Source organism: Pseudomonas sp. A39, from assembly GCF_058145955.1.
The window spans coordinates 180,679-201,448 of the sequence record NZ_JBYVMD010000003.1 but is presented as its reverse complement, the minus strand read 5'-3'; the positions used below and the strand labels follow the sequence as shown (position 1 = coordinate 201,448).

At 60.9% G+C, this 20,770-nt stretch carries 19 protein-coding genes; 6 read left to right on the top strand and 13 right to left on the bottom strand.

The annotated features are described in order from the left end of the window. Positions 1 to 60: 60 nt before the first annotated feature. The 4 genes from AC3ZU9_RS03780 to AC3ZU9_RS03765 form a co-directional block, all read right to left on the bottom strand. Positions 61 to 1,356, bottom strand: coding sequence for an OmpP1/FadL family transporter (locus AC3ZU9_RS03780; protein WP_490090324.1), 1,296 nt, complete (start codon positions 1,354 to 1,356; stop codon positions 61 to 63). A gap of 146 nt (positions 1,357 to 1,502) precedes the next feature. After that, entirely contained in the window at positions 1,503 to 1,985 is a 483-nt protein-coding gene (locus AC3ZU9_RS03775; RefSeq protein ID WP_015885227.1) for a hypothetical protein, read from the bottom strand. Positions 1,986 to 2,263: 278 nt separating this feature from the next. Next, positions 2,264 to 2,485, bottom strand: coding sequence for a hypothetical protein (locus AC3ZU9_RS03770; RefSeq protein ID WP_024076751.1), 222 nt, complete (start codon positions 2,483 to 2,485; stop codon positions 2,264 to 2,266). 443 nt (positions 2,486 to 2,928) lie between these two features. Next, the gene (locus tag AC3ZU9_RS03765; protein ID WP_015885226.1) at positions 2,929 to 3,234 is read right to left on the bottom strand and encodes a hypothetical protein; all 306 of its coding nucleotides are present in this window, start codon (positions 3,232 to 3,234) and stop codon (positions 2,929 to 2,931) included. Between the two features lie 457 nt (positions 3,235 to 3,691). On the opposite strand from AC3ZU9_RS03765, the gene AC3ZU9_RS03760 reads away from it, so the two are divergent. After that, positions 3,692 to 4,015 (top strand): SEL1-like repeat protein, encoded by a 324-nt coding sequence (locus tag AC3ZU9_RS03760; RefSeq protein ID WP_015885225.1) that lies wholly within the window; start codon positions 3,692 to 3,694, stop codon positions 4,013 to 4,015. 175 nt (positions 4,016 to 4,190) lie between these two features. After that, entirely contained in the window at positions 4,191 to 5,555 is a 1,365-nt protein-coding gene (locus AC3ZU9_RS03755) for a DNA recombination protein RmuC (RefSeq protein ID WP_175538080.1), read from the top strand. Between the two features lie 25 nt (positions 5,556 to 5,580). Here AC3ZU9_RS03755 and AC3ZU9_RS03750 read toward each other — a convergent pair whose 3' ends face one another. From AC3ZU9_RS03750 to AC3ZU9_RS03740, 3 genes are all read right to left on the bottom strand, one after another. Next, entirely contained in the window at positions 5,581 to 9,051 is a 3,471-nt protein-coding gene (locus AC3ZU9_RS03750; protein WP_064052715.1) for a hybrid sensor histidine kinase/response regulator, read from the bottom strand. Between the two features lie 118 nt (positions 9,052 to 9,169). Further along, a complete protein-coding gene (locus AC3ZU9_RS03745; protein ID WP_043205714.1) occupies positions 9,170 to 9,553 on the bottom strand; it encodes a YbaN family protein in 384 nt (127 codons plus the stop codon). A gap of 20 nt (positions 9,554 to 9,573) precedes the next feature. Beyond that, positions 9,574 to 10,161, bottom strand: coding sequence for a UPF0149 family protein (locus AC3ZU9_RS03740; RefSeq protein ID WP_015885221.1), 588 nt, complete (start codon positions 10,159 to 10,161; stop codon positions 9,574 to 9,576). A gap of 276 nt (positions 10,162 to 10,437) precedes the next feature. On the opposite strand from AC3ZU9_RS03740, the gene recQ reads away from it, so the two are divergent. Further along, positions 10,438 to 12,564 carry a DNA helicase RecQ gene (gene recQ, locus AC3ZU9_RS03735; protein WP_015885220.1) on the top strand — a complete coding sequence of 709 codons (2,127 nt, stop codon included), beginning with the start codon at positions 10,438 to 10,440 and terminating at the stop codon, positions 12,562 to 12,564. Between the two features lie 121 nt (positions 12,565 to 12,685). Next, positions 12,686 to 13,120, top strand: coding sequence for a MarR family transcriptional regulator (locus tag AC3ZU9_RS03730; RefSeq protein ID WP_015885219.1), 435 nt, complete (start codon positions 12,686 to 12,688; stop codon positions 13,118 to 13,120). A gap of 255 nt (positions 13,121 to 13,375) precedes the next feature. Here AC3ZU9_RS03730 and AC3ZU9_RS03725 read toward each other — a convergent pair whose 3' ends face one another. Beyond that, a complete protein-coding gene (locus AC3ZU9_RS03725; RefSeq protein ID WP_046036025.1) occupies positions 13,376 to 15,565 on the bottom strand; it encodes a patatin-like phospholipase family protein in 2,190 nt (729 codons plus the stop codon). Positions 15,566 to 15,649: 84 nt separating this feature from the next. Between AC3ZU9_RS03725 and AC3ZU9_RS03720 the strand changes: the two genes are divergently transcribed. Beyond that, the gene (locus AC3ZU9_RS03720) at positions 15,650 to 15,937 is read left to right on the top strand and encodes an Rdx family protein (RefSeq protein WP_015885217.1); all 288 of its coding nucleotides are present in this window, start codon (positions 15,650 to 15,652) and stop codon (positions 15,935 to 15,937) included. A 40-nt stretch (positions 15,938 to 15,977) separates the two neighbouring features. Here the strand turns inward: AC3ZU9_RS03720 and AC3ZU9_RS03715 are convergent, their stop codons facing one another. From AC3ZU9_RS03715 to AC3ZU9_RS03705, 3 genes are all read right to left on the bottom strand, one after another. Then, the gene (locus AC3ZU9_RS03715) at positions 15,978 to 16,259 is read right to left on the bottom strand and encodes a hypothetical protein (RefSeq protein ID WP_015885216.1); all 282 of its coding nucleotides are present in this window, start codon (positions 16,257 to 16,259) and stop codon (positions 15,978 to 15,980) included. Positions 16,260 to 16,391: 132 nt separating this feature from the next. Beyond that, positions 16,392 to 17,276, bottom strand: a complete 885-nt coding sequence (locus tag AC3ZU9_RS03710; protein ID WP_015885215.1) for a DMT family transporter — start codon at positions 17,274 to 17,276, stop codon at positions 16,392 to 16,394. 99 nt (positions 17,277 to 17,375) lie between these two features. After that, positions 17,376 to 18,125 carry an AraC family transcriptional regulator gene (locus AC3ZU9_RS03705; protein ID WP_046036026.1) on the bottom strand — a complete coding sequence of 250 codons (750 nt, stop codon included), beginning with the start codon at positions 18,123 to 18,125 and terminating at the stop codon, positions 17,376 to 17,378. A gap of 137 nt (positions 18,126 to 18,262) precedes the next feature. Here AC3ZU9_RS03705 and AC3ZU9_RS03700 point away from each other — a divergent pair, with 137 nt between their 5' ends. Then, positions 18,263 to 19,072 (top strand): UDP-2,3-diacylglucosamine diphosphatase, encoded by an 810-nt coding sequence (locus tag AC3ZU9_RS03700; protein ID WP_015885213.1) that lies wholly within the window; start codon positions 18,263 to 18,265, stop codon positions 19,070 to 19,072. Positions 19,073 to 19,198: 126 nt separating this feature from the next. Here AC3ZU9_RS03700 and AC3ZU9_RS03695 read toward each other — a convergent pair whose 3' ends face one another. Beyond that, a complete protein-coding gene (locus tag AC3ZU9_RS03695) occupies positions 19,199 to 20,392 on the bottom strand; it encodes an amino acid aminotransferase (protein ID WP_490090323.1) in 1,194 nt (397 codons plus the stop codon). Beyond that, complete coding sequence (locus AC3ZU9_RS03690) at positions 20,392 to 20,748, bottom strand: 4a-hydroxytetrahydrobiopterin dehydratase (RefSeq protein WP_010208721.1); 357 nt, start codon at positions 20,746 to 20,748, stop codon at positions 20,392 to 20,394. The genes AC3ZU9_RS03695 and AC3ZU9_RS03690 overlap by 1 nt, the downstream gene beginning before the upstream one ends. Positions 20,749 to 20,770: the final 22 nt, after the last annotated feature.

Here is a 20,770-nt window from a genome sequence, read left to right as displayed (position 1 = left end):
GTGCATTAAAAAGCCCCGCCTCCTTTGCAGGAGAGCGGGGCTTTTTTATACGGCGTAGGGTTAGAACTTGTAGGTCAAGCCCAGGCCGAAACCGTTAGCGCTGTTTTCGTACTTGGCGTTGTACGTCTGACGCAGGGCATTGGTGCGCTGCACTTTGACGTCTTCTTCCTTGAGGTACGAGTAAGCCAGGTCGACGGTCATGTTATCCATGACCGCGTAGCCCAGGCCCACACTGAAGATTGTACGGTCGCCAGTAGGGATGCGCGGTGAACGATCGGTATTGTTGGTAGGCGACTGGTCGAAGGTCAGGCCGGTACGCAGTACAACTTGTTTGGTCAGTTGGTACGAAGTACCCACCGCGTATGCCCAAGTGTCATGCCAGTTCTGATCTTCTTTGATAGTACCGACCAGCGCCGGAGCAACGCCGCCGCCGTTGGCAGCGGTGACGCCTTCGTTGTTGACGGTGATGTCTTTCAGGCGGCTCCAACGGGTCCAGGTCGCACCTGCATAGAGTTTCCACGCATCGTTCATGTCCTGAGTGACCGACAGATCCCAGGATTCAGGGGTGTCGATTTTCAGCGAGGCATCGTAACGATTTCCGCGCAGGGCAATGCCTGGAACGCCCGTGCCCGGGGTCACTTCAGTATGGCCTTCGAGCTTGTACTTCACTTTCGAGTGATAAGTCAGGCCCACGCGCGTGGTATCGGTGGCTTGAACCAGAACGCCAAAGTTAAAGCCCAGGGCAGTATCGTCGCCCTTGATCTTGATGTTATTCGGGCCGCTGCCTGGAACCTGAGGCAACGAAACATCCGACTCCAGCACGCCGGAGATCCGGTTGATGGTTGGGCCAAAGCCGATGGAAACCCTGTCGTTAAAGACATAGCTGACAGTCGGCTGGAAGGTCATGACCTTCACTTCGCTCTTGCTGCCAAAGCCACGGCCCTGGAAGCCATTTTCGTAGTCGGTCACCAAACCGAACGGAGCATAGACGCCGAAACCGATGGCCCACTGTTCATTGAGCTTGTTTGTGTAGAAGCCGAATGGAACGGCGGTGAAGGGCACCATGTCACCTTTGTTGCTACCGGTGGTGTTGGTGTTGCCACTGACGTGGCTGATATCGGTTGAAGCATCAATCGCTGCAACACCGCCCGTGATTTGCTGGCCTTCCAGCCGAGCCATACCGGCAGGGTTACCGTAAACAGTACTTGCATCATCGGCAGAAGAAGAGCGACCTGCGAAACCCGTACCCATCCCGCTGACGCTCTGTTCGTTCAGTGCGAAACCGCTTGCAAACAGTTGGGAGGATGCCATGGCAACGGCGAGGCTAAGTGTGGTCTTGAGCATTACTTTTTTCATTATTAGAACTCCGTGGTGATCACCGCTGCGGAAAGTAACAATAAATTTAAGATCGCGCTATAGGCTGTAATACTGGAGATAGAGCGGTTTTGTAGGACAATCCGACCAGAATTCGGGGTTTTTGGCGAATCTTGCAAATTGCCCGGTCAGCAAGCCACGTGATTCATAGGTGAAACACAGGTTTGCCAGGCTTGAGTGAAATCGCGCAGCCTTCCTTGTGGGTGAAATATTTCTTTCCAGATACGCGCCATTGCCAAGACATCACCGGGCGGTGGCAGGGTGCAGGTGTGTTGTTCAACCAAAAGCCAGGCGATTGCCGTGGCGTAGCGCAGGTTTACCGTCAACTCCAGTTGCGGCGCGCTGAGGAAGGCATGTTGGCTGGCCAGTCCACGCACCAGGCTGGCCCGTTCAGGGTCCAGCGCCAGGTACTTGTCCCATAAATCGCGATGGCGGGGCTCGGTGATGCTGTACAGGCCATGCCCGCGTCGGTCGTGCAAAGCGGAACCGAGTTCCGACTGGCTGGCGGCAATGCCCAGCAGCAGGGACTCAGCCGTCGGGTTATGGCGGCCGAGGTACAGTAATGTCGGCCGGATCACATAACGACACAATTCGCTGGCGGCGATACCCATACGAGCCTCAATCCGTGAAAGTGGTCGGCGAGGCCTGAGGAGGGGGCTTGGCAGCAGTGGATCGGATCTCAGGCTCGCCGGAGGCGGATCATGCCGCCTGAGTTGAAGTGTAGTGTCATATTTGTGATGTAAAGGACTGTTTTTAAAACATCTTATTCATTTAGTTATAACGTTTATATCTATTTGAACTTAATGTCATCACCTGTGCATAAAAGCCAGGCAATAAAAAACCCTGTTTTTTAAACAGGGTTTTTTTATGTTTCAGCGACTCAGGTCGATCAGGCAACCAGTGCCTGACGAGTACGTTCGATCACAGCCTGCAGCGGTTCTGCGCTGGAGTATTGATCGGGGTACAGGCGTTCGCTGTGACGAGCGATGCCGTGTTCATTGACCAGGGTGAAGCTGAAGCAGCCTTTACGAGCGGCCATGATCAGGCAGTTCATTGGGGCAAAAGCATTGGTGAGGGTGCGAATGGCATCCTGAGTATGGATAGTGGACATATTATTGGTGTTCCTACAAATGACACGGTTAAGAACCGTGCAACGTTAAAACGTTCCAGTGACGTTGATCACCATTGATCGAACGAAGAACCCGACTGGAACAAAGCAGCCAGTTTGAAGCGCTAATAAGTTAGGCGCGCTTGGGCTGGCAGGTAGGTACTTAGGAGGGCAGGCAACACAACAGGGGCAAAGGTTCTGGGCCCAGGGTGGAGATCCTGATCAATTTGCAGGCTGGTTCGGTCAGAGTATTGAAACTTCGCGACACCCTTTGTTTGTTCAAAGGCCGTGTCGTCGCAAGTGATACCTGGAAACCATCGAGGTGGTCGATCCCGTGTTGTTCAGGGGAGTTGTTCGACCAGAATTGACTTTCAGCTTGGTACTAACGCCGCGGATAGTAACGGAATGAATCTGGTAATGGAAGGGCTCTGACCAAAAAACTTCAATCAGCCGCCCAGCAGGCCCCGATAGACCAGCACCGTGGTTGCCGCTGCCAACGAGCAGCCCAGCCCGTAAGCGGCGAGGGTCAAGCGCAGGGACTGGCCGGTCTCCACCACTTTCATCACATCGGCCATGTCGTTGATCCGGCCTTCGCCCAGTTCAATGCACAGGCTTACGGCGGTAAACGCCGCCGACAGCAAGATAGCGATGGCAAACAGTGCGCCGTCCGGGGATGGCAGCGCCGCATTGATCCCCAAGGAAATGGCGCAGATGGCCAGTAGCAACACAGCGAATAACAGAATTCCTTTCATCGACCCTTCCAACGTTGCGCTGTAGGTCGGGGAGTGTGGCGAGCCGGGAAAGATTTGAAAAGTCCCTGGTTTGCCCCGGCGGTAACATTTTTGCAGCAAGTTGCTTCAAAAAAAGCCGGCGATATAACCATCGGATGGGTACTTGTGCACATTGGTTGCGCGGGGTGTAACCGCGCTGTCAACTGCACTGCAGCGCCGCCATTTGCCTGCAATGGAAATTTAAGTCAATGAAAAATCTGGCTTTTTTTTATTGGTGAAAAAATCGTCAGTTTGACTGCGGCCCCCATTCCATGGGGGTTTGCGCGGGTTAAAGGGGGGTTGTCCACTGAGTTATCCACAGCTTCTGTGGATTGTCCCGAGCGCTTGCTCTAGAACGGGCGTGCAGAGTTTTTTCAGCTTTACCTGTACGAAAAAAAGAGTAGAGTGGCGCGCCTTCCGTTCTGTCCCACAGTGCTTTATGAAGTTTCGCTCAGTATCACCTTCTGTTACCGACGCCCCTCACACTGTTACCGCCCCCAAGCGCTTTTCCTTGAAAGTGGCTTTGTGGTTGCTCGACAGCCCGCGCCTGGGTCACAACGTCAACGTCAAACACTTCGCCGGGCGCTTGCTCAAGCAGCCGGCCCGTGAAGGCGTGGTCGCTGCCCAAAGTCGCCTGGGCCAACTGATGTGCCGTGAGTGCGGGAATGCCCGTGACCGCCGCATCGGCCACGACCTGCTGCGCCTCGCGGCCCGTGCCGGTGACCGCCGCGCCCAACGTGAACTGGGCCAGGTCGAAGACTGAGCTGTCCTCAGGCCCTGTGCTCCGCTAACCTTGCTTTTTTTCGGTGATGGCAGACATGTCTATGGCGTTTGACTGGACCAGTATTGCCCTTGGCCTTGCTGGCGCTGCTGTGCCGTTATTGGCCCTGTGCTGGCAGCTTCAGCGACGGCTGACCGCGCGCATGACCGGCTGGGAACTGCTCGAAGAGCGTCTGGCCACTGCGCAACTGGCCCAGGAAGGCCTCGCCGCGCAGTTGGATGCCAGTCGCGATGAAATCAGCGACCTGAGCCAGGCCAATGCTGCCAAACAGGCTGACTTGGCGGCTGTGCGCCGCGAGGTCGAACTGCTGCAGATCGACCGCGACAATGCCCGCGACGCCGCGCATGCGTGGAACTTGGACCGCAGCGCCAAGGAGGCCGAGCTACGTCGCCTGGATGCATTGTCGTCCGCCCTGCGCGCCGAACTGCGTGAGCAGCAGGACAGCCATCAACAACGCCTTAACGACCTGCAAGGCTCGCGGGATGAGTTGCGCGCACAGTTCGCCGAGCTGGCGGGCAAGATCTTCGACGAGCGTGAACAGCGCTTCGCCGAAACCAGCCAGGAACGCCTGGGCCAGTTGCTTGATCCGTTGAAGGAACGCATCCAGTCCTTCGAAAAACGCGTAGAAGAAAGCTACCAGAACGAAGCACGCGAGCGTTTTTCCCTGGCTAAGGAGCTTGAACGCCTACAGCAACTGAACCTGCGTCTGTCAGACGAGGCCACCAACCTGACCCGCGCCCTCAAGGGCCAGAAAACCCAAGGCAACTGGGGCGAGCTGATCCTTGAGCGGGTGTTGGAGCATGCGGGCCTGGAGAAGGGCCGCGAGTATCAGACTCAGGTCAGCCTCAAGGGCCCGGACGGCGAGCGTTTCCAGCCGGACGTGCTGATCATGTTGCCCGGCGACAAGCAGGTGGTGGTGGATTCCAAGGTCAGCCTCACCGCTTATCAACAGTACGTGGCAGCGGAGGATGATGTGATCGGCCAAGCAGCGTTGAAGCAGCACGTGCTGTCGCTGCGCAATCACGTCAAAGGCTTGGCTGGCAAGGATTACAAACGCCTGGAAGGCCTGCACAGCCTGGATTTCGTGTTGCTGTTCGTACCGATTGAGGCGGCTTTTTCGGCCGCGTTGCAGGCCGAACCGAACTTATTCCAGGAAGCCTTCGATCGCCATATCGTCATCGTCAGCCCCACCACGTTGCTGGCTACCCTGCGGGTGATCGATAGCCTGTGGAAGCAGGAACGCCAGAGCCAGAACGCCCGGGAAATCGCCGAGCGTGCGGGCTGGCTTTACGACAAATTCGTGCTGTTTATCCAGGACCTGGACGAAGTGGGTAATCGTCTACAACAGTTGGATAAGGCTTACAGCGCCGCGCGTAACAAGCTGACAGATGGACGCGGGAATCTGGTCAGCCGGACCGAGCAATTGAGGTTGCTCGGCGCGCGAGCGAGTAAAAGCTTGCCGGCCGATCTGCTGGAGCGGGCGATGACCGATTCCGACGGCGTGGCCCATCTGCCCGAATAGGTACAAACCAAAATGTGGCACTGACCTAAAGGGGCAGATGCCGACTCAGCAACGCTCGCAACGCCGCCGGCTTCACCGGCTTGGCCAGGTAATCCAGCCCCGCCGCATGCACCTCGGCCACCATTTCCGGGCGGCCGTCGGCACTGATGACCACGCCGGGAATCGGCTCTGCCAATTGCGCGCGCAGCCAGCCCATCAACTCAGTACCGGTCTCGCCATGATCCAGGTGGTAATCCACCAGTGCCAGCTGCGGGCGCACGCCCTCGGCCAGCAGCGCCGCGCATTGCGCCTGGTCGGTGGCGGTCCACACTTCGCAACCCCAGCGCGTCAACAGGCTGCGCATGCCAATCAGGATGCTCTCTTCGTTATCCACGCACAGCACCTGCGCACCGCTCAACGGCAGCCCGGTTTCCTGCGGCGTCTTGACCAGCGGGGTGGCCTGGTTGCGTGCCAGCGGCACGCGCACACTGAACACGCTGCCCTTGCCTGGCCATGAGCGCACGCTCAAGCGGTGGTCCAGCACGCGGCACAGGCCGTCGGCGATCGCCAAGCCAAGTCCCAGGCCTTTCTCCGCGCGGGTCTGGTGGCTGTCCAGGCGCTTGAATTCTTCGAAGATCACCTTCTGTTTATCCTGCGGGATACCCGGGCCACGGTCCCACACTTCTAAGCACAGCTCGCCTTTACGTCGGCGTACGCCCAGCAGCACCGGGCCGTCGGCATAACGGAAGGCGTTGGTGAGAAAATTCTGCAGAATCCGTCGTAACAACTTTATGTCGCTGTCGACGCGCAAACGGCTGCCGCGCAGGCGGAAGCGCAGACCTTGCTCCTGGGCGAGCGCCTTGAATTCCGCGCCGAGGGTGTCGAACAGCTCATTGAGCACAAAGGGCTGGCGCTGTGGGTTGATCTTGCCGTTTTCCAGGCGAGAAATATCCAGTAGGTCGCTGATCAGGTCTTCGGCAGAGCGCAGCGAACTGTCCAGGTGTTGCACCAATTGCCGGGCTTCGCTGGACAGGCCGTCGTTCTGGTGGGAGAGGGCGGCGGAGAACAGGCGCGCAGCATTCAACGGCTGCATCAGGTCATGGCTGACGGCCGCCAGGAAGCGCGTCTTCGACTGGCTGGCAGATTCGGCAACGCCCTTGGCGTCAGTGAGCGCCACGTTGAGCTGGGACAGCTCGTGGGTGCGCTCGGTCACCCGTTGCTCCAGGCCTTCGTTGGCTTCGGTGAGTGCCTGTTCGGCTTCGCGGAACGCGGTAATGTCAGTGAAGCTCATGACGAAACCGCCGCCGGGCATTGGGTTGCCGATCAGTTCGATCACGCGGCCATTGGGGAATAAACGCTCGGACGTGTGCGCGCGGCCCTGGCGCATCCAGTGCAGGCGTCGCGCCACGTGCACTTCGGCCTCGCCCGGCCCGCACAGCCCGCGTTCGGCGTTGTAGCGGATGATGTCGGCAATTGGCCGGCCCACGCTGATCAGTCCGTCGGGGTAATTGAACAGCTCCAGGTAGCGCCGGTTCCAGGCCACCAACTTGAGGGACTGGTCGACCACGCTGATGCCTTGGGTGATGTTTTCGATGGCGCCTTGCAGCAACGCGCGGTTGAACTGCAGCACTTCCGACGCTTCGTCGGCGATGCGTACGACGTCCTCCAACTGCATTTCCCGCCCTTCGATGGCTGCTTTTACCACTGCGCGGGTCGAGGATGCACCGAGTACACCGGCCAGCAAGCGTTCCGTGTGGGCGATCCAATCGTTGTCGGCATTCTGGTTGGGGTTGAAGCCTTTGCCCTGGCGATAGGCGAAACGGATAAAGCTTTGCTGGGCCCGTTCTTCACCCACAAAGCGCGCAGCCAGGCTCAGCAGATCGCTGATCTGCACCGACAGCATCGAGCGGGCACTGGCGCGCTGGCTGATTTCCTGGCCGATAAAGCGCCCGGCTTGCCAGTGCTCGGACACCCGCGTGCGCGAGAGCATCGACACCCACACAAACAGCGTGAAGTTACCCGCCAGTGAGAACACGGTGCCCAGGGTCAGCGAAGTGACGGAGAGGCCCAGCGGGTGCGAATGCATCCACGTCAGCCCTGGGAAAAGGCTGAGGGACCAACCCAGGCTTTTCGCCGTCACCGGTAGGACCAAGGTGTAGAACCACAGGAAGGTGCCCGCTGCCAGGCCCGCGAATACACCGCGTCGGTTCGCCTGTTTCCAGTACAGCGCGCCGAGCATCGCCGGCGCCAATTGGGTCACGGCGGCAAAGGCGATCTGGCCGATGGTCGCCAGGCTGGCGGACGAACCCAGCAGGCGGTAACTGACGTAGGCCAGCAACAGGATGATCACGATGCTCACCCGGCGGACCGAGAGCATCCAGTGGCGGAACACTTCGAACGGCCGCTCGGCGCTGGAGCGACGCAGCAACCACGGCAGCAGCATGTCGTTGGACACCATGGTCGACAGTGCGATGCTCGCCACGATCACCATGCCGGTGGCCGCTGAAGCGCCGCCAATAAATGCCAGTACCGCGAGGGCGGGGTGGGCTTCGGCCATCGGCAGGCTGATGACGTAGGAGTCCGGAAGCACCGAGCCGGGCAGCATCATCTTGCCGCCCAAGGCGATCGGTACTACAAACAGCGCGGCAAGAATCAGATACGCGGGAAACACCCACTTGGCCAGGCGCAGGTCCTGCGGGTCGATGTTCTCGACCACCGTGACATGAAATTGCCGAGGCAAGCAGATGATCGCCATCATGGCCACGCCGGTCTGCACCACCATCGAAGGCCAGTTGACGGTCTCCTTCCAGTATTCCTCCAGCCGTGGCGCCAGCATGGCTTGGCTGAACAGGTCGCCGAAACCGTCGTACAGGCCGTAGGTCACAAACGCGCCGACTGCCAGAAACGCGAACAGCTTGACCAGGGATTCAAACGCAATCGCCAGCACCATGCCACGGTGGTGTTCCGTGGCGTCGAGGTTGCGGGTACCGAAGACGATAGTGAACAGCGCCAATACCAGCGACACGATCAGTGCGGTGTCCTGCGCGCGGGTGCCGGTGGTGTCGGCACCCGCGCCGATCAGCAGGTTGACCCCCAGCACGATGCCTTTGAGTTGCAGCGCAATATAGGGCAGTACGCCGACCAGGCAGATCAGTGCGACCACCACGGCCAGGGATTGGGATTTGCCGTAGCGCGCCGCAATAAAGTCGGCGATGGAGGTGATGTTTTCCTGCTTGCTGATCAGAATCATCTTCTGCAGCACCCAAGGTGCCAACACCAGCAATAGAACCGGTCCGAGGTAGATCGGTAAAAATGCCCACAGTTGTTCGGCAGCCTGGCCTACGGCGCCGAAGAAGGTCCAGCTGGTGCAGTAAACGGCGAGCGACAGGCTATACACCCAGGCACGTACACGTGGCGGCAAGGGCGCACGGCGACGATCACCGTAGAAGGCGATGGCAAACATAATGGCCATATAGGCCAGGGCAACGGCGGCGATCAGCCCGCTGGACAGCGTCATGGTAACTCCGAGCATAGGAACACCCAGGCATTCCAGGCCCGGTTGGACAGTCTCGCATGATGGCTGGGGTTAGTCAGTGTCGACCAAGGTCGTGTGGGATCGAATGTCGCAGGGGCGTTCAGCGAGGTGGCAGGGTTTTCTGGCGCAGGATGTAGAGTGTCACCAGCACGGCGCTGGTCAGCATGAAGCCACGCGCCCAGGGTAGGGGCACCAGGTAGCAGGAAACACCGATGCTCAGCCACATCAAGCCAATGGCGTAGACCTTGCCTTTGAGGGGGATACCGTTGCCGTCCAGGTAATCACGGATCCACGGGCCCAGGCGCGGGTGTTGCACCAGCCAGTGGTAGAAGCGCGGGGAGCTTCGAGCGAAGCAGGCGGCGGCGAGCAACAGAAAGGGCGTTGTCGGCAATACCGGTAGGAAAATGCCGATCACCCCCAGCGCTACGCTCAACCAGCCGATGGCCAGCAGCACGTAGCGCAGGAGCAGAGAACGATTGCCCATGGGTGTCACGGGCAAGCGACTCAGTGGTGACGTGGCTTGAGGATCGCCGGTTTTTCGTCAGGGGCGTTGCACAGCAGGTACAGCGCGGTCAGGGCTTCCGGGATCTGTACGATCATGTCATCCATCAGGTTGGCGTCGGCGGCGATGTCGGAGAACTCCGGCTGGTCGTCGAACAGGCCCGAACCGACCATGATCGGCAGCAGCATTTCGCTGACTTCTTCCTCGGCGGTTTCGAACCAGGCGGCTTCGCGCAGGAACACGCCTTCCATGAAGCCGATGCACCAGCCGCGCAGGTCGGAATCATCTGGCTCTTCGCCCAGGTCCAGCTCGCATGGCAATTCGAATTCCTCGTCGGAGGCCAGTTGGCGACCGATGTGGGCCTTGAGGGCCAGCAGGGTGGATTCGATTTCTTCGCGCTGGGCGGCGTCGGCGTAGTGCGGCTCTTCGGCGAACAGTGCGTCGATCCATTCGCGGTCGGGCACGACCTCGGAGCAGATCGACAGGGCGGTCAGGTAGCCGTGGGCGGCCACGTAGTCCAGCGCCTCGTCATGCAGCTCATCGGCGTCGAGGAAGGCTTGCAGGCGGGTTAGTTGCTCAGCGAAGGACATTGAAGGACTACCTTGGGAATAAACGATGCTGAATTCTAGGCCTTCTTGAGCGCCCAGGCCAGCCACACTGCATATTTGCCAGGTTTTAGATAGCGCTCGCTGTTCGTCAGTGGCGCCCTTTGCCGGGTATCGCTCGGGTATACTGCCGCGTTTTGTGATGCCCTTGCAGGCCAAGCGCCAGTCCGAGAAAACTTCGCTTACGGATTATTTCCCGTTAGAACGTGTTTTCTCGGCCAGCCTGTACAGAGGGATTTCGGCACTATTTTGGAGTTATACATGCTCGAGCAGGCTCAACGCGTCCTCAAGGACATCTTCGGCTACGACAGTTTTCGTGGCCGCCAGGGTGCGATCATTGAGCGTGTGGCCAGTGGCGGTGACGCCCTGGTCTTGATGCCTACCGGTGGTGGCAAGTCATTGTGCTTCCAGGTGCCGGCGCTGTTGCGCAATGGCTTGGCCGTGGTGGTGTCGCCGCTGATCGCGTTGATGGACGATCAGGTGGCGACCCTGGAAGAGCTGGGTGTCGCCGCCGCGTCCTTGAACTCCACCCTCAGCGCCGAACAGCAGCGCGACTTGGCTGCACGCATCAAGCGCGGTGAGGTGAAGATGCTCTACCTCGCTCCCGAGCGCCTGGTGCAGCCACGCATGCTGGCCTTTTTGCAAAGCCTGGAAATCGCCCTCTTCGCGATCGACGAGGCCCACTGCGTGTCGCAATGGGGCCACGATTTCCGTCGCGAATACCTGCAGCTCGGCCAGTTGGCGGAACTGTTTCCCGATGTGCCGCGCATTGCCCTGACCGCCACCGCCGACAAGCGTACCCGCGAAGAAATCGTCGAGCGCCTGCACCTGCAGAATGCCGAGCGCTTCCTGTCGAGCTTCGACCGGCCGAATATTTTCTACCGCATCGTGCCCAAGGAGCAGCCGCGCAAGCAGTTGCTGGCCTTCCTGTCCGAGCGGCGCAGCGATGCCGGCATCGTCTATTGCCTGTCGCGCAAGAAGGTCGATGAAGTCGCCGCGTTCCTCTGCGAACAAGGTTACCCGGCGCTGCCTTACCACGCGGGCCTGCCTAACGAAACGCGCTCCGCCCACCAGAAGCGCTTCCTCAACGAGGAAGGCCTGATCATGGTGGCCACCATCGCGTTCGGCATGGGCATCGACAAATCCAACGTGCGCTTCGTGGCGCATATGGACCTGCCCAAATCCCTTGAGGCGTACTACCAGGAAACCGGGCGTGCCGGCCGTGATGGCCTGCCGGCGGATGCCTGGATGGTCTACGGCCTCCAAGACGTGGTGATGCTCAAGCAGATGTTGCAAAACTCCGAGGGTGACGAGCGTCACAAGCGCCTGGAGCAGCACAAGCTCGACGCGATGCTCTCGCTGTGTGAAGAGACCCGTTGCCGTCGCCAGACCTTGCTCGCGTATTTCGACGAAGACATGCCCCAGCCCTGCGGCCATTGCGACAACTGCGTCGACGGCGTGCAGACCTGGGACGCCACCGAACCGGCGCGCCAGGGTTTGTCCGCTATTTACCGCACCGGCCAGCGTTATGGCGTGGGTCATCTGGTGGATGTATTGCTGGGCAAGGATAACGAGAAGGTCCGCAGCTTCGGCCACGAAAAACTGTCGGTCTATGGCGTGGGCAAGGCCCGCGCTGAGGGCGAATGGCGTTCGCTGTTCCGGCAGATGGTCGCGCGTGGCTTGGTGGATATCGACATCGAAGGGTATGGCGGTTTGCGCCTGAATGACAGTTGCCGGCCATTGCTCAAGGGCGAAGTCAGCCTTGAGCTGCGCCGCGACCTCAAGCCGCAGACCACCGCCAAGAGCAGCACCAGCCAGGCCAGCCAACTGGTGCGTGGCGAAGAGCGTGAACAGTGGGAAGCCTTGCGCACCCTGCGGCGCAAACTGGCGCAGGAACACAGCGTGCCGCCGTACGTCATCTTCCCCGACTCCACCTTGCTGGAGATGCTGCGCGAGCAGCCCACCAGCATGGCCGAAATGGCGCGGGTCAGCGGCGTGGGTGCGCGCAAGCTCGAGCGCTACGGCCAGGCCTTCCTCGAAGTGCTGGGCGGCCAGGCCGAAGCGCCGAAGGAAATCGCCGATATTCGCCATGAATTGATCAGCCTGGCCCGCGCCGGCATGACCCCGATCCAGATCGCCGGTCAGCTGCAATGCTCGGAAAAAAACGTCTACACCTTGTTGGCTGAATCCATCGGCAAGCAGCAGCTGTCGTTGGAGCAGGCGCTTGATTTGCCGGAAGATTTGCTCGGCGAGATCCAGGACGCGTTCCTGGACGGAGAGGGCGAATTGCCACCAGTTGCGGAGATCGCACCGCTGTTTACCGGACGTGTTCCTGAGGGTGTCTTGTACTGCGTAAGGGCCGCTTTGCAGTCTGAATTCGAGATTTAGTGCGCCAATTACGACAATGTAACGAATCAGTACATAGCAACTCTTGCCTACGGGCAGAGCGCATGCTTAGCTGACTAATAATTAGCCACACTTTATTTTCAGTCTAAAACATGAGTTTTTTATGCCGTTAACCGATCAACACCGATTTGGCATGCAGCTGGCGCAAATGTCCCGTGGTTGGCGCGCCGAGCTCGACCGCCGCTTGGCGGGGCTGGGCTTGTCCCAGGCGCGCTGGCTGGTGCTGTTGCACTTGGCCCGTTTCGAGGATGCACCCACCCAGCGCGAATTGGCGCAAAGCGTCGGCGTCGAAGGGCCGACACTGGCTCGCCTGTTGGACAGCCTGGAAGGCCAAGGCCTGGTGCAACGCCAGGCGGTGGTGGAAGACCGTCGTGCCAAGCGCATTCTGCTGTGTGATACCGCCCGGCCGTTGATCGAGCAGATCGAGACGATTGCTACCGCTTTGCGTCATGAGTTGTTTGTGGGGGTGGATGAAGCCGATTTGCGAGTGTGTATGCGGGTGCATGGGCACATTCTGGCGAATCTGGAAAAGTCCTGAGGCAAACTGGGCGGGCCTGCTGTGGTGAGCAGGCTTTTGTGGTGGATGTGCTTGCTGAGGTGAATGGGCTTTTGTGGTGAATGGGCTTGCTGTGGTGAGCGGGCTGTTGTGGTGAGCGGGCTTGCCCCGCGCTGGGCTGCGAAGCAGCCCCACTGCAGTCACCGCGCTTCTTCAGTCAGAAATCAGTCGCCTGGTTTCGGGGCCGCTTCGCAGCCCAGCGCGGGGCAAGCCCGCTCACTACAATCCCCTCGTGTGTCAGAACGTCTGCCCCAGGTTCAGATACACCGCCTTCTGATTATCATCGTTGAACCCATAACTGAAATTCAGCGGCCCCAACGGTGTATCAAACCCCAGGAAGATACTCGCCGCGTTGATGTAGCCGCTGTCGAATTCATTGTCGTTGTTCCACGCCCGGCCGCGTTCCAATGACGCACCGAGGTACAGCGGGAAATCCAGCGGCAGGTACGAACGTGGCGTCAGTCGACGGTAATACACCGCTCGCATCAGGCTGATGTTCTGGCCTGAGATGGCGTCCTGGCGGAAGCCCGACAGCTGCCTCGCACCGCCCAGCAGGAAGCTGGAAATCACCACGTCCGAATCATCCAGCGTGCGCCCGTAGCGTCCCCCCAGCACCAGGGTGTCCGGGCCGTGGCTCATGGCCTTGTCCAACTTGAATTCCCATTGGCGGTAGCGCTGGTCCGAGCCCAGCCCCGGTTCGAATTCGCGGTAGGCCAGGCCGATGTCTTCGCCGGTATGGGGGAAGTACACATTGTCCAGGGAGTCGAAGGAGTACTTCAGTTCATAGAAGCCTTCGCTGAAGCTCACACTGGGCAGGTCCCGGTCGCCGATGCGCACATCCGCCTTGCCCCAGGCCTCGCCGACGCCGAAGCGGATCTCGCCGCTGTTGCCAATCTGCCTGCCGACGTTCAAGCCGAAGCCATAGCGTTCCAGGCGGTATTCGGAGATGGGATCGTTGTCCAGGATCAGCTCGACGTTCTGTGCCTGGGCGCTGAGATAAGGCGCGACAAAGTAACGCGAGCCGGTGTCCATCGGCTGGTAGAACTCGCTGTACAGCTCTTGCCGATCACCGATCTGCACCCGCGTCAGCCACTCGGCGCCGAGGCGGTTGATACCGTTCATGCGGTAGCTGGCGCCGAGGTTGAAGGCGCTGTCGCCGCGCATGTCATCCGAGAGGTTCAGGCCGAGGCGCAGGTAATCGGTGCCGCTGCGTTTGCCGCGCGCGCTGATCACCAGGGTGTTGTCCTGGCCTTTCTTGACCACGCGGTATTGCACCTGCTCGAAGTAATCCAGGCCGTACAAGGTGCCCATGTCCGACTGCAGGCGGCCCAGGTTCAACGGCTCGCCCAGGGGTTGGCGAATGTAGTAGCGGATCACGTCGTCGCTGACTTTCGAATCGTTTTCCACGGTGATCGCGGTGATCACCGGGGTGCGCTCGCCGGGGGTACGCGCGGCCACCAGTTGCGGGTCGATCGGTTCGGCAGGACGCAGGTGGGCCAGGCGCACGTCGAGGGCGCGAGTCGCGCGGTAGCCGGCGTCGATCATGTCCTTGGCGCGGCCGAAGTCGGTCACGCCATAGGCGGCGAGCGGTGGCTGGATCAGCACATCCTTGGGGTGCAAGTCCTTGAGTTGTTCTTCGGAGTTGCGCCTTGTCATCAGCGTGATGGACTGGTTGAGCACGTCCACCACCGTCGCCAGTTGCTTGCGCGAGCGCAGTGGGGTGCCGATGTCGACGACGATGGCGATATCCACGCCCATCTCCCGCGCCACGTCCAGCGGGATGTTATCGGTCATGCCGCCGTCCACCAGCAGCCGACCGTCCAGCTCCACCGGGGCGAATACCGCCGGGATCGACATGCTGGCACGGATCACCTGGGGCAGGTGGCCCTTGCGGAACACCACCTTCTCGCCGGTGGTGATATCGGTCGCTACCGCGCGGAAGGGAATCGGCAGCTTGTCGAAATTTCGCGTGTTGCTGCTGTGGGCGAACATGCTTTCCAGCAGCAGCGCCAGGTTCTGGCCCTGGATCACGCCCAGTGGCAGGCCCAGGCTACCGTCGTCACGAAAGCTGAGTTTCTGTTTGACCAGGAAATCCCGGTCATCCTGCTTGCGCCGGAACGGTACGTCCTCGCGGGGCGGTGCGTCGGACAGGGCCTGTTGCCAGTCGATGCTCAGCGCGAGCTTTTCCAGCTCGTCGATTTTGTAGCCGGAGGCGTACAGCCCACCGATCACCGCACCCATGCTGGTGCCGGCAATCGCATCGATCTGGATGCCTTGCTCTTCCAGCGCCTTGAGCACGCCGATATGCGCCAGCCCACGGGCGGCGCCACCGGACAGCACCAGGCCGATTTTTGGGCGTGGCGGTTCAAGGGCGTCGGCAACAAGAGGGAGTAGGCACAGGAACAGGCAGGACAGCAGGCGGCGCATCATGAATCTCGAGGCTGGGCGATAAAGGCCGCTATTATAGCCACTCGATCCGCCGAGCCCGTTACGCCAGGAGCCTCTCAAATTATGTCCTCGATCAAACCCGAGATCGTTATCACCTATTGCACCCAGTGCCAGTGGTTGCTGCGCGCGGCGTGGCTGGCGCAGGAATTGTTGAGCACGTTCGCCGATGACTTGGGCCAGGTGTCGCTGGCGCCGGCAACCGGTGGCGCATTTCGCATCACGTGCGATGGCGTGCAGATCTGGGAGCGTAAGGCCGACGGTGGTTTCCCTGAAGCCAAGGTGCTCAAGCAGCGCGTGCGCGACCAGATCGACCCGCAGCGTGACCTGGGGCACAACGACCGTACGCAGTAAAAGTCACCGCCGTCGGCAGGCGGTGACCGTGCAGGGGGGATTATTTGGCGGCCATTTTTTGCTTGATGAAGCCAATCACCCAGGTCAGCACCAGCCCGCCGACGCCACCGCCGACAATGTTGCTGCCAACGGTCGCCACATCCAGCGCTTCGCCACCGGAGGCGCCCGTCAGTACCGCGACGATCTGGCCCAGCAGCGCCCCGCCGACACCCCCGATCACGGTGTTAAGCCCTGTCCCAAGACTCTGCCTGGTCATCCCGGCGATGTTGCCGCCGATGGTCCCGCTGATTATCTGCACCAACAAACTGATGAGCATTTCCATGGTAAAGCTCCCGCATCGCGTTGAGGTTGTGACCACTCGCGTGCAGCAACTTCAGAAAATACCCAGGCTGTCGTCGAGGTGTCGGTTATCCGTTGAACGACGACAAACTGTTGCGGATGTTTAAAGTGTAGATCACGCCGTCGCCGCAGGCTGTTTGGCCTGGCTGGCACTGCCCATCAGTCCGGAAAGCACGATAGCGACGATGATCAGCACGCCACCCAGCAGCATCCGCAGCGTCGGGGTTTCGGCAAACAGCAGCCAAGCCGCGGTGATGCCGTAGACCGGCTCCATGGCAAACACCACCGAGGCCGTGCGCGCCTTGATCACCGCGAGGCTGGCGACAAACAGGCTGTGGGCCAGGCCGGTGCAGAACACGCCGAGCAGGCCGATCCACAGCCAGTCAATCGCCCGCACCTCGGTCAGCCCCGGTGCCGCCACCGGCAACAGGCACACCGCGACCACCACGTTCTGGCACAACGCGGCCTGCACCGCCGGAATGCGGCCCGAACTGGCGCGATTGTTCAGCGACAGCAGGGAAAACAGCAGCCCCGAGGCGATCCCCCAGAGCAAGCCGCCGGTGGCTTCGCTGGCGAGGTTGAAGTCCGGGGTGACCAGCACCAGGCCGACGCTGACCAGTACCACCAGCACTATTTCATTGGCGCGGATACGCTCGCGGAAAATCAGCCCTTCAAGAATCACGGTAAAGGCCGGAAACGCAGTGAAACCCAGGGTCGCCACCGCAACGCCGGCGACCTTTACCGCAATAAAGAAGGTCACCCAATGCGCCGCCAGCAACACGCCGCTTACCAGCAGTCGACGCCAGTCGCGCCGCTCGAGTGTTTTCCAGGCCGTGTTGCTGGCGAACCGTGCGAATACCGCCAGGGCCACTACGGCAAACACGGCGCGCCCGAAGACGATGATGGCCGGTGAAGCGGCCGCCAGTTTGCCGAATACGCCGGTAAGGCCAAACATCAATGCACCGATATGTAGGGCGCCGAGGGCTGAGCGGGGAGTCATTGCAGTCCTTGAATCAAGCGGGTGACAGAAGCGCAGTTTAGTGGCTCGGCCGTGCAGGCGTCTGTCGTGCGGCTCGCGATTGTTATCGCAAGGCTCTTCCTAGGCGTTGCGTCGCAATGCGCCCGGCGAGGCGCCAAACTCGCGCAGCATCGCGGCCGCAAAGGCACTTTGCGAGGTATAGCCGACGCGATCGGCGATTTCACCAACCGGCAAAGGCGTTTGGCGCAGCAGGTCCAAGGCCATGTGCAGGCGGCGACTGCGGATATAGTCCATGGGCGTTTGCCCGCATTCCGCCATGAAGCGTGCGTGCAAGCGCGCTACCGAGAGGTCGGCGATGCGTGCCAGGTCAGCCACCTGCAGCGGGTGCGCTACGTGGCGCTCGATGTGCGCGTTGAACGCCGCATACGGCAGGCGCCGGCCCGGCAGCGGTTGGGCAGACGGATGGTTGAGGCTGGCCAGCAACAGCACTGCGCCTTGCTGGGCGATCAACGGGTCATCCACCGGGCTCTGCGCCAGCCATTGCACCAACTGGTGTTGCCGCGAATCCAGGGCCAGCCGTGCCGGTTGGTCGAGCAGGCGGCGACTGGCATCGGCATGCGTGCCCAAGGATTGCAGCACCCAGTGCTCTGTGGGCACGTCCAGCACCAGGCAGCGGCTGCCGTCGCGACTGCCGCAGGCGTGGTGGGCGGAGAAGGGCAGCACCATCACGCTGCTTTCGCGCACTTGGCTGCCGCGCCCGTCGACTTCCAGGTCCAGGTGCCCGGACAGGCCGAACACCAACTGCGCATGGTCATGGCTGTGGGCGATGGGCGCTTCGAGGTAGTGGCGTAGCGTGAGAGTGGGGCTCATCGCGGTCTCCTGGGCGGCAAGTCGGCAGTCTACAACGCTTCGCGGTCGGTGGGCGCTGTCATCAGACTGACGCACAGTTGTCATGGGCTATTAATCGCACTGGCGCAAGCTCGCGAAAACACCGTCGAGGGATGCCCATGACCAGTGCCGAGTTGACCAAGCCCAGCCGCAAGCAACGGGTGCGTACCCTGTGGATTTCCGACGTGCACTTGGGCACACGGGATTGCCAGGCCGAACATTTGTCGCAGTTCCTCAAGGGCTACCACGCCGATAAGGTCTACCTGGTAGGAGACATCATCGACGGTTGGAAACTGCGTGGCGGCATGTATTGGCCCCAGGCCCACACCAACGTGATCCGCCGCCTGTTGACCATGGCCAAGCGCGGCACCGAGGTGATCTACGTTACCGGCAACCACGACGAATTCCTGCGCCGCTACTCCAAGCTGATCCTGGGCAATATCCAACTGGTGGACGAGGCCGTGCACGTGACTGCCGATGGCCGGCACCTGCTGGTGATCCACGGCGACCAGTTCGACGTGATCACTCGCTATCACCGCTGGCTGGCATTTCTCGGCGACTCGGCCTATGAGTTCACCCTCACACTGAACCGCTGGCTGAACCATTGGCGTGCGCGCTACGGCTATGGCTATTGGTCGCTGTCGGCGTACCTCAAGCACAAGGTCAAGACGGCGGTGAACTTCATCAGCGATTTCGAAGAAGCCATCGCCCACGAAGTCACCAAGCGCGAGTTGCACGGCGTGGTCTGCGGGCATATCCACCACGCGGAGATTCGCAAGGTGGGCGAGGTGGATTACCTCAACTGCGGGGATTGGGTGGAGTCGTGCACGGCGTTGATCGAGCACTGGGATGGGAGTATCGAGTTGTATCGGTTGGCGGATGCGCAGGCGAAGGAGGCGCAGCTTAAGGCCGAGATGGTCACAGGCTAAAGGGCTACTCAGGTCACAAATGTGGGAGGGGGCTTGCCCCCGATTGCAGAGTGTCAGTCGCTGTAAGCTTGACTGATATACCGCCATCGGGGGCAAGCCCCCTCCCACAGTTTTAATGCTGTTTCTTCAGTTGGACACGTCGGCGATGGCTTTGGCCAGCAGCGTCAACCGCGTGGCATCAATCCCTGCCACATTCGCCCGGCCAGAACTCACCATGTACACGCTGTGTTTCTCCCGCAGTTGTTTAACCTGCTCGGCACTCAGGCCGGTATAGGAAAACATGCCGCGCTGCGCGCCGATGTGCGCATACCGCTCCGACAGGCCATGGGGCGCCAGCGCCTCCACCAGTCCGGAGCGCAGGTGTGCGATGCGCGAACGCATGGCTTCTACTTCGTCGCTCCAGCGTTTTTTCAGCTCGGCATCGCCGAGGATGGTCGCCACCACCGCTGCACCATGGTCCGGTGGCGTCGACCACAGGTTACGCGCCGTGTTCGCCAACTGGCTGCGCACATCCGTCAGCTTCTCCGCATCCGCCGCGCACACGATCAGCGCGCCGACACGGTCGCTGTACAGGCCGAAGTTCTTCGAACAGGAACTGGTGACCAGCACTTCCGGCAGCTCGGCTGCAAACAGCCGCACCGCCCAGGCGTCCTGCTCCAGGCCGTCGCCAAAGCCCTGGTAGGCGAAGTCGATCAGCGGCAGCAACTGGCGCTCGCGCACGATCTGCAGCACCTGGCGCCAGTCGTCCTGGGACAGGTCGAAACCGGTCGGGTTGTGGCAGCAGGCGTGCAGCAGCACGACATCGCCCTGGGGCACGCTGGACAGGGTGGCGAGCATCGCCGCCACATCCAGGCGATTGTCGGCGCCCACGTACGGATAATGGCTGACCGGGATCCCGGCCTTGGCAAAGATGGATTCGTGGATCGGCCAGGTCGGGTTGCTCAGCCAGACGCCACGGCCCGGCAGGTTTTGAGCGATAAAGTCGGCGCTCAGGCGCAGGGCGCCGGTGCCGCCTGGGGTCTGGGTGGCGCCGGCACGGCGCTCGCGGATCAGCGTAGCGTCCGCGCCGAGTACCAGCTCGCTGATCAGCTTGCCGAACGCAGCGTTACCGTGGCCGCCGATGTAGGTCTTGGTGGCCTGGGTGTCCACCAGGCGCTGCTCGGCCAGTTTCACCGAGTGCGGGATCGGCGTCAGGCCCTGGTCGTCCTTATAGACGCCGACGCCCAGGTCGAACTTGTTCGGGTTGGCGTCCTGGGCGTACAGGTCCATCAGCCCGAGGATCGGGTCGCCGGGCACGCGGCCAATGGCATCGAAATGCATTACTTGCGGCCCTCGGCGTCCTTGGCCACTTCGTCGGTGCGCGCGGCCATGATGAAGTCGTTGCGGTGCAGGCCTTTGATGGAGTGGCTCCACCAAGTCACGGTGACCTTGCCCCACTCGGTGAGCAGGCCGGGGTGATGGCCTTCGGCTTCGGAGATTTCACCCATGGCGTTGGTGAAAGCCAGGGCGAATTTGAAGTTCTTGAACAGGAAAACCTTTTCCAACTGCATCACGCCGTCGCGCACTTCGATGTTCCAGTCGGGGATCTGCTTGAGCAGCACCGGCAACTCTTCATCGCTGACTTGCGGGGCATCGGCGCGGCAGGCTTCGCAGTGGGCTTGGTTCAAGGTGGTCATGGGGGTGTCCTGAATTCGAAAG

Excerpts from the sequence above, each read along its gene's own strand:
- AC3ZU9_RS03760 (WP_015885225.1), top strand. The coding sequence starts at position 3,692 with ATGAAGTTTCGCTCAGTATCACCTTCTGTTACCGACGCCCCTCACACT.
- AC3ZU9_RS03780 (WP_490090324.1), bottom strand. The coding sequence starts at position 1,356 with ATGAAAAAAGTAATGCTCAAGACCACACTTAGCCTCGCCGTTGCCATG.
- AC3ZU9_RS03750 (WP_064052715.1), bottom strand. The coding sequence starts at position 9,051 with ATGACGCTGTCCAGCGGGCTGATCGCCGCCGTTGCCCTGGCCTATATG.
- AC3ZU9_RS03775 (WP_015885227.1), bottom strand. The coding sequence starts at position 1,985 with ATGGGTATCGCCGCCAGCGAATTGTGTCGTTATGTGATCCGGCCGACA.
- AC3ZU9_RS03720 (WP_015885217.1), top strand. The coding sequence starts at position 15,650 with ATGTCCTCGATCAAACCCGAGATCGTTATCACCTATTGCACCCAGTGC.
- AC3ZU9_RS03725 (WP_046036025.1), bottom strand. The coding sequence starts at position 15,565 with ATGCGCCGCCTGCTGTCCTGCCTGTTCCTGTGCCTACTCCCTCTTGTT.
- AC3ZU9_RS03690 (WP_010208721.1), bottom strand. The coding sequence starts at position 20,748 with ATGACCACCTTGAACCAAGCCCACTGCGAAGCCTGCCGCGCCGATGCC.
- AC3ZU9_RS03770 (WP_024076751.1), bottom strand. The coding sequence starts at position 2,485 with ATGTCCACTATCCATACTCAGGATGCCATTCGCACCCTCACCAATGCT.
- recQ (WP_015885220.1), top strand. The coding sequence starts at position 10,438 with ATGCTCGAGCAGGCTCAACGCGTCCTCAAGGACATCTTCGGCTACGAC.
- AC3ZU9_RS03710 (WP_015885215.1), bottom strand. The coding sequence starts at position 17,276 with ATGACTCCCCGCTCAGCCCTCGGCGCCCTACATATCGGTGCATTGATG.
- AC3ZU9_RS03745 (WP_043205714.1), bottom strand. The coding sequence starts at position 9,553 with ATGGGCAATCGTTCTCTGCTCCTGCGCTACGTGCTGCTGGCCATCGGC.
- AC3ZU9_RS03700 (WP_015885213.1), top strand. The coding sequence starts at position 18,263 with ATGACCAGTGCCGAGTTGACCAAGCCCAGCCGCAAGCAACGGGTGCGT.
- AC3ZU9_RS03765 (WP_015885226.1), bottom strand. The coding sequence starts at position 3,234 with ATGAAAGGAATTCTGTTATTCGCTGTGTTGCTACTGGCCATCTGCGCC.
- AC3ZU9_RS03715 (WP_015885216.1), bottom strand. The coding sequence starts at position 16,259 with ATGGAAATGCTCATCAGTTTGTTGGTGCAGATAATCAGCGGGACCATC.
- AC3ZU9_RS03695 (WP_490090323.1), bottom strand. The coding sequence starts at position 20,392 with ATGCATTTCGATGCCATTGGCCGCGTGCCCGGCGACCCGATCCTCGGG.
- AC3ZU9_RS03730 (WP_015885219.1), top strand. The coding sequence starts at position 12,686 with ATGCCGTTAACCGATCAACACCGATTTGGCATGCAGCTGGCGCAAATG.
- AC3ZU9_RS03740 (WP_015885221.1), bottom strand. The coding sequence starts at position 10,161 with ATGTCCTTCGCTGAGCAACTAACCCGCCTGCAAGCCTTCCTCGACGCC.
- AC3ZU9_RS03705 (WP_046036026.1), bottom strand. The coding sequence starts at position 18,125 with ATGAGCCCCACTCTCACGCTACGCCACTACCTCGAAGCGCCCATCGCC.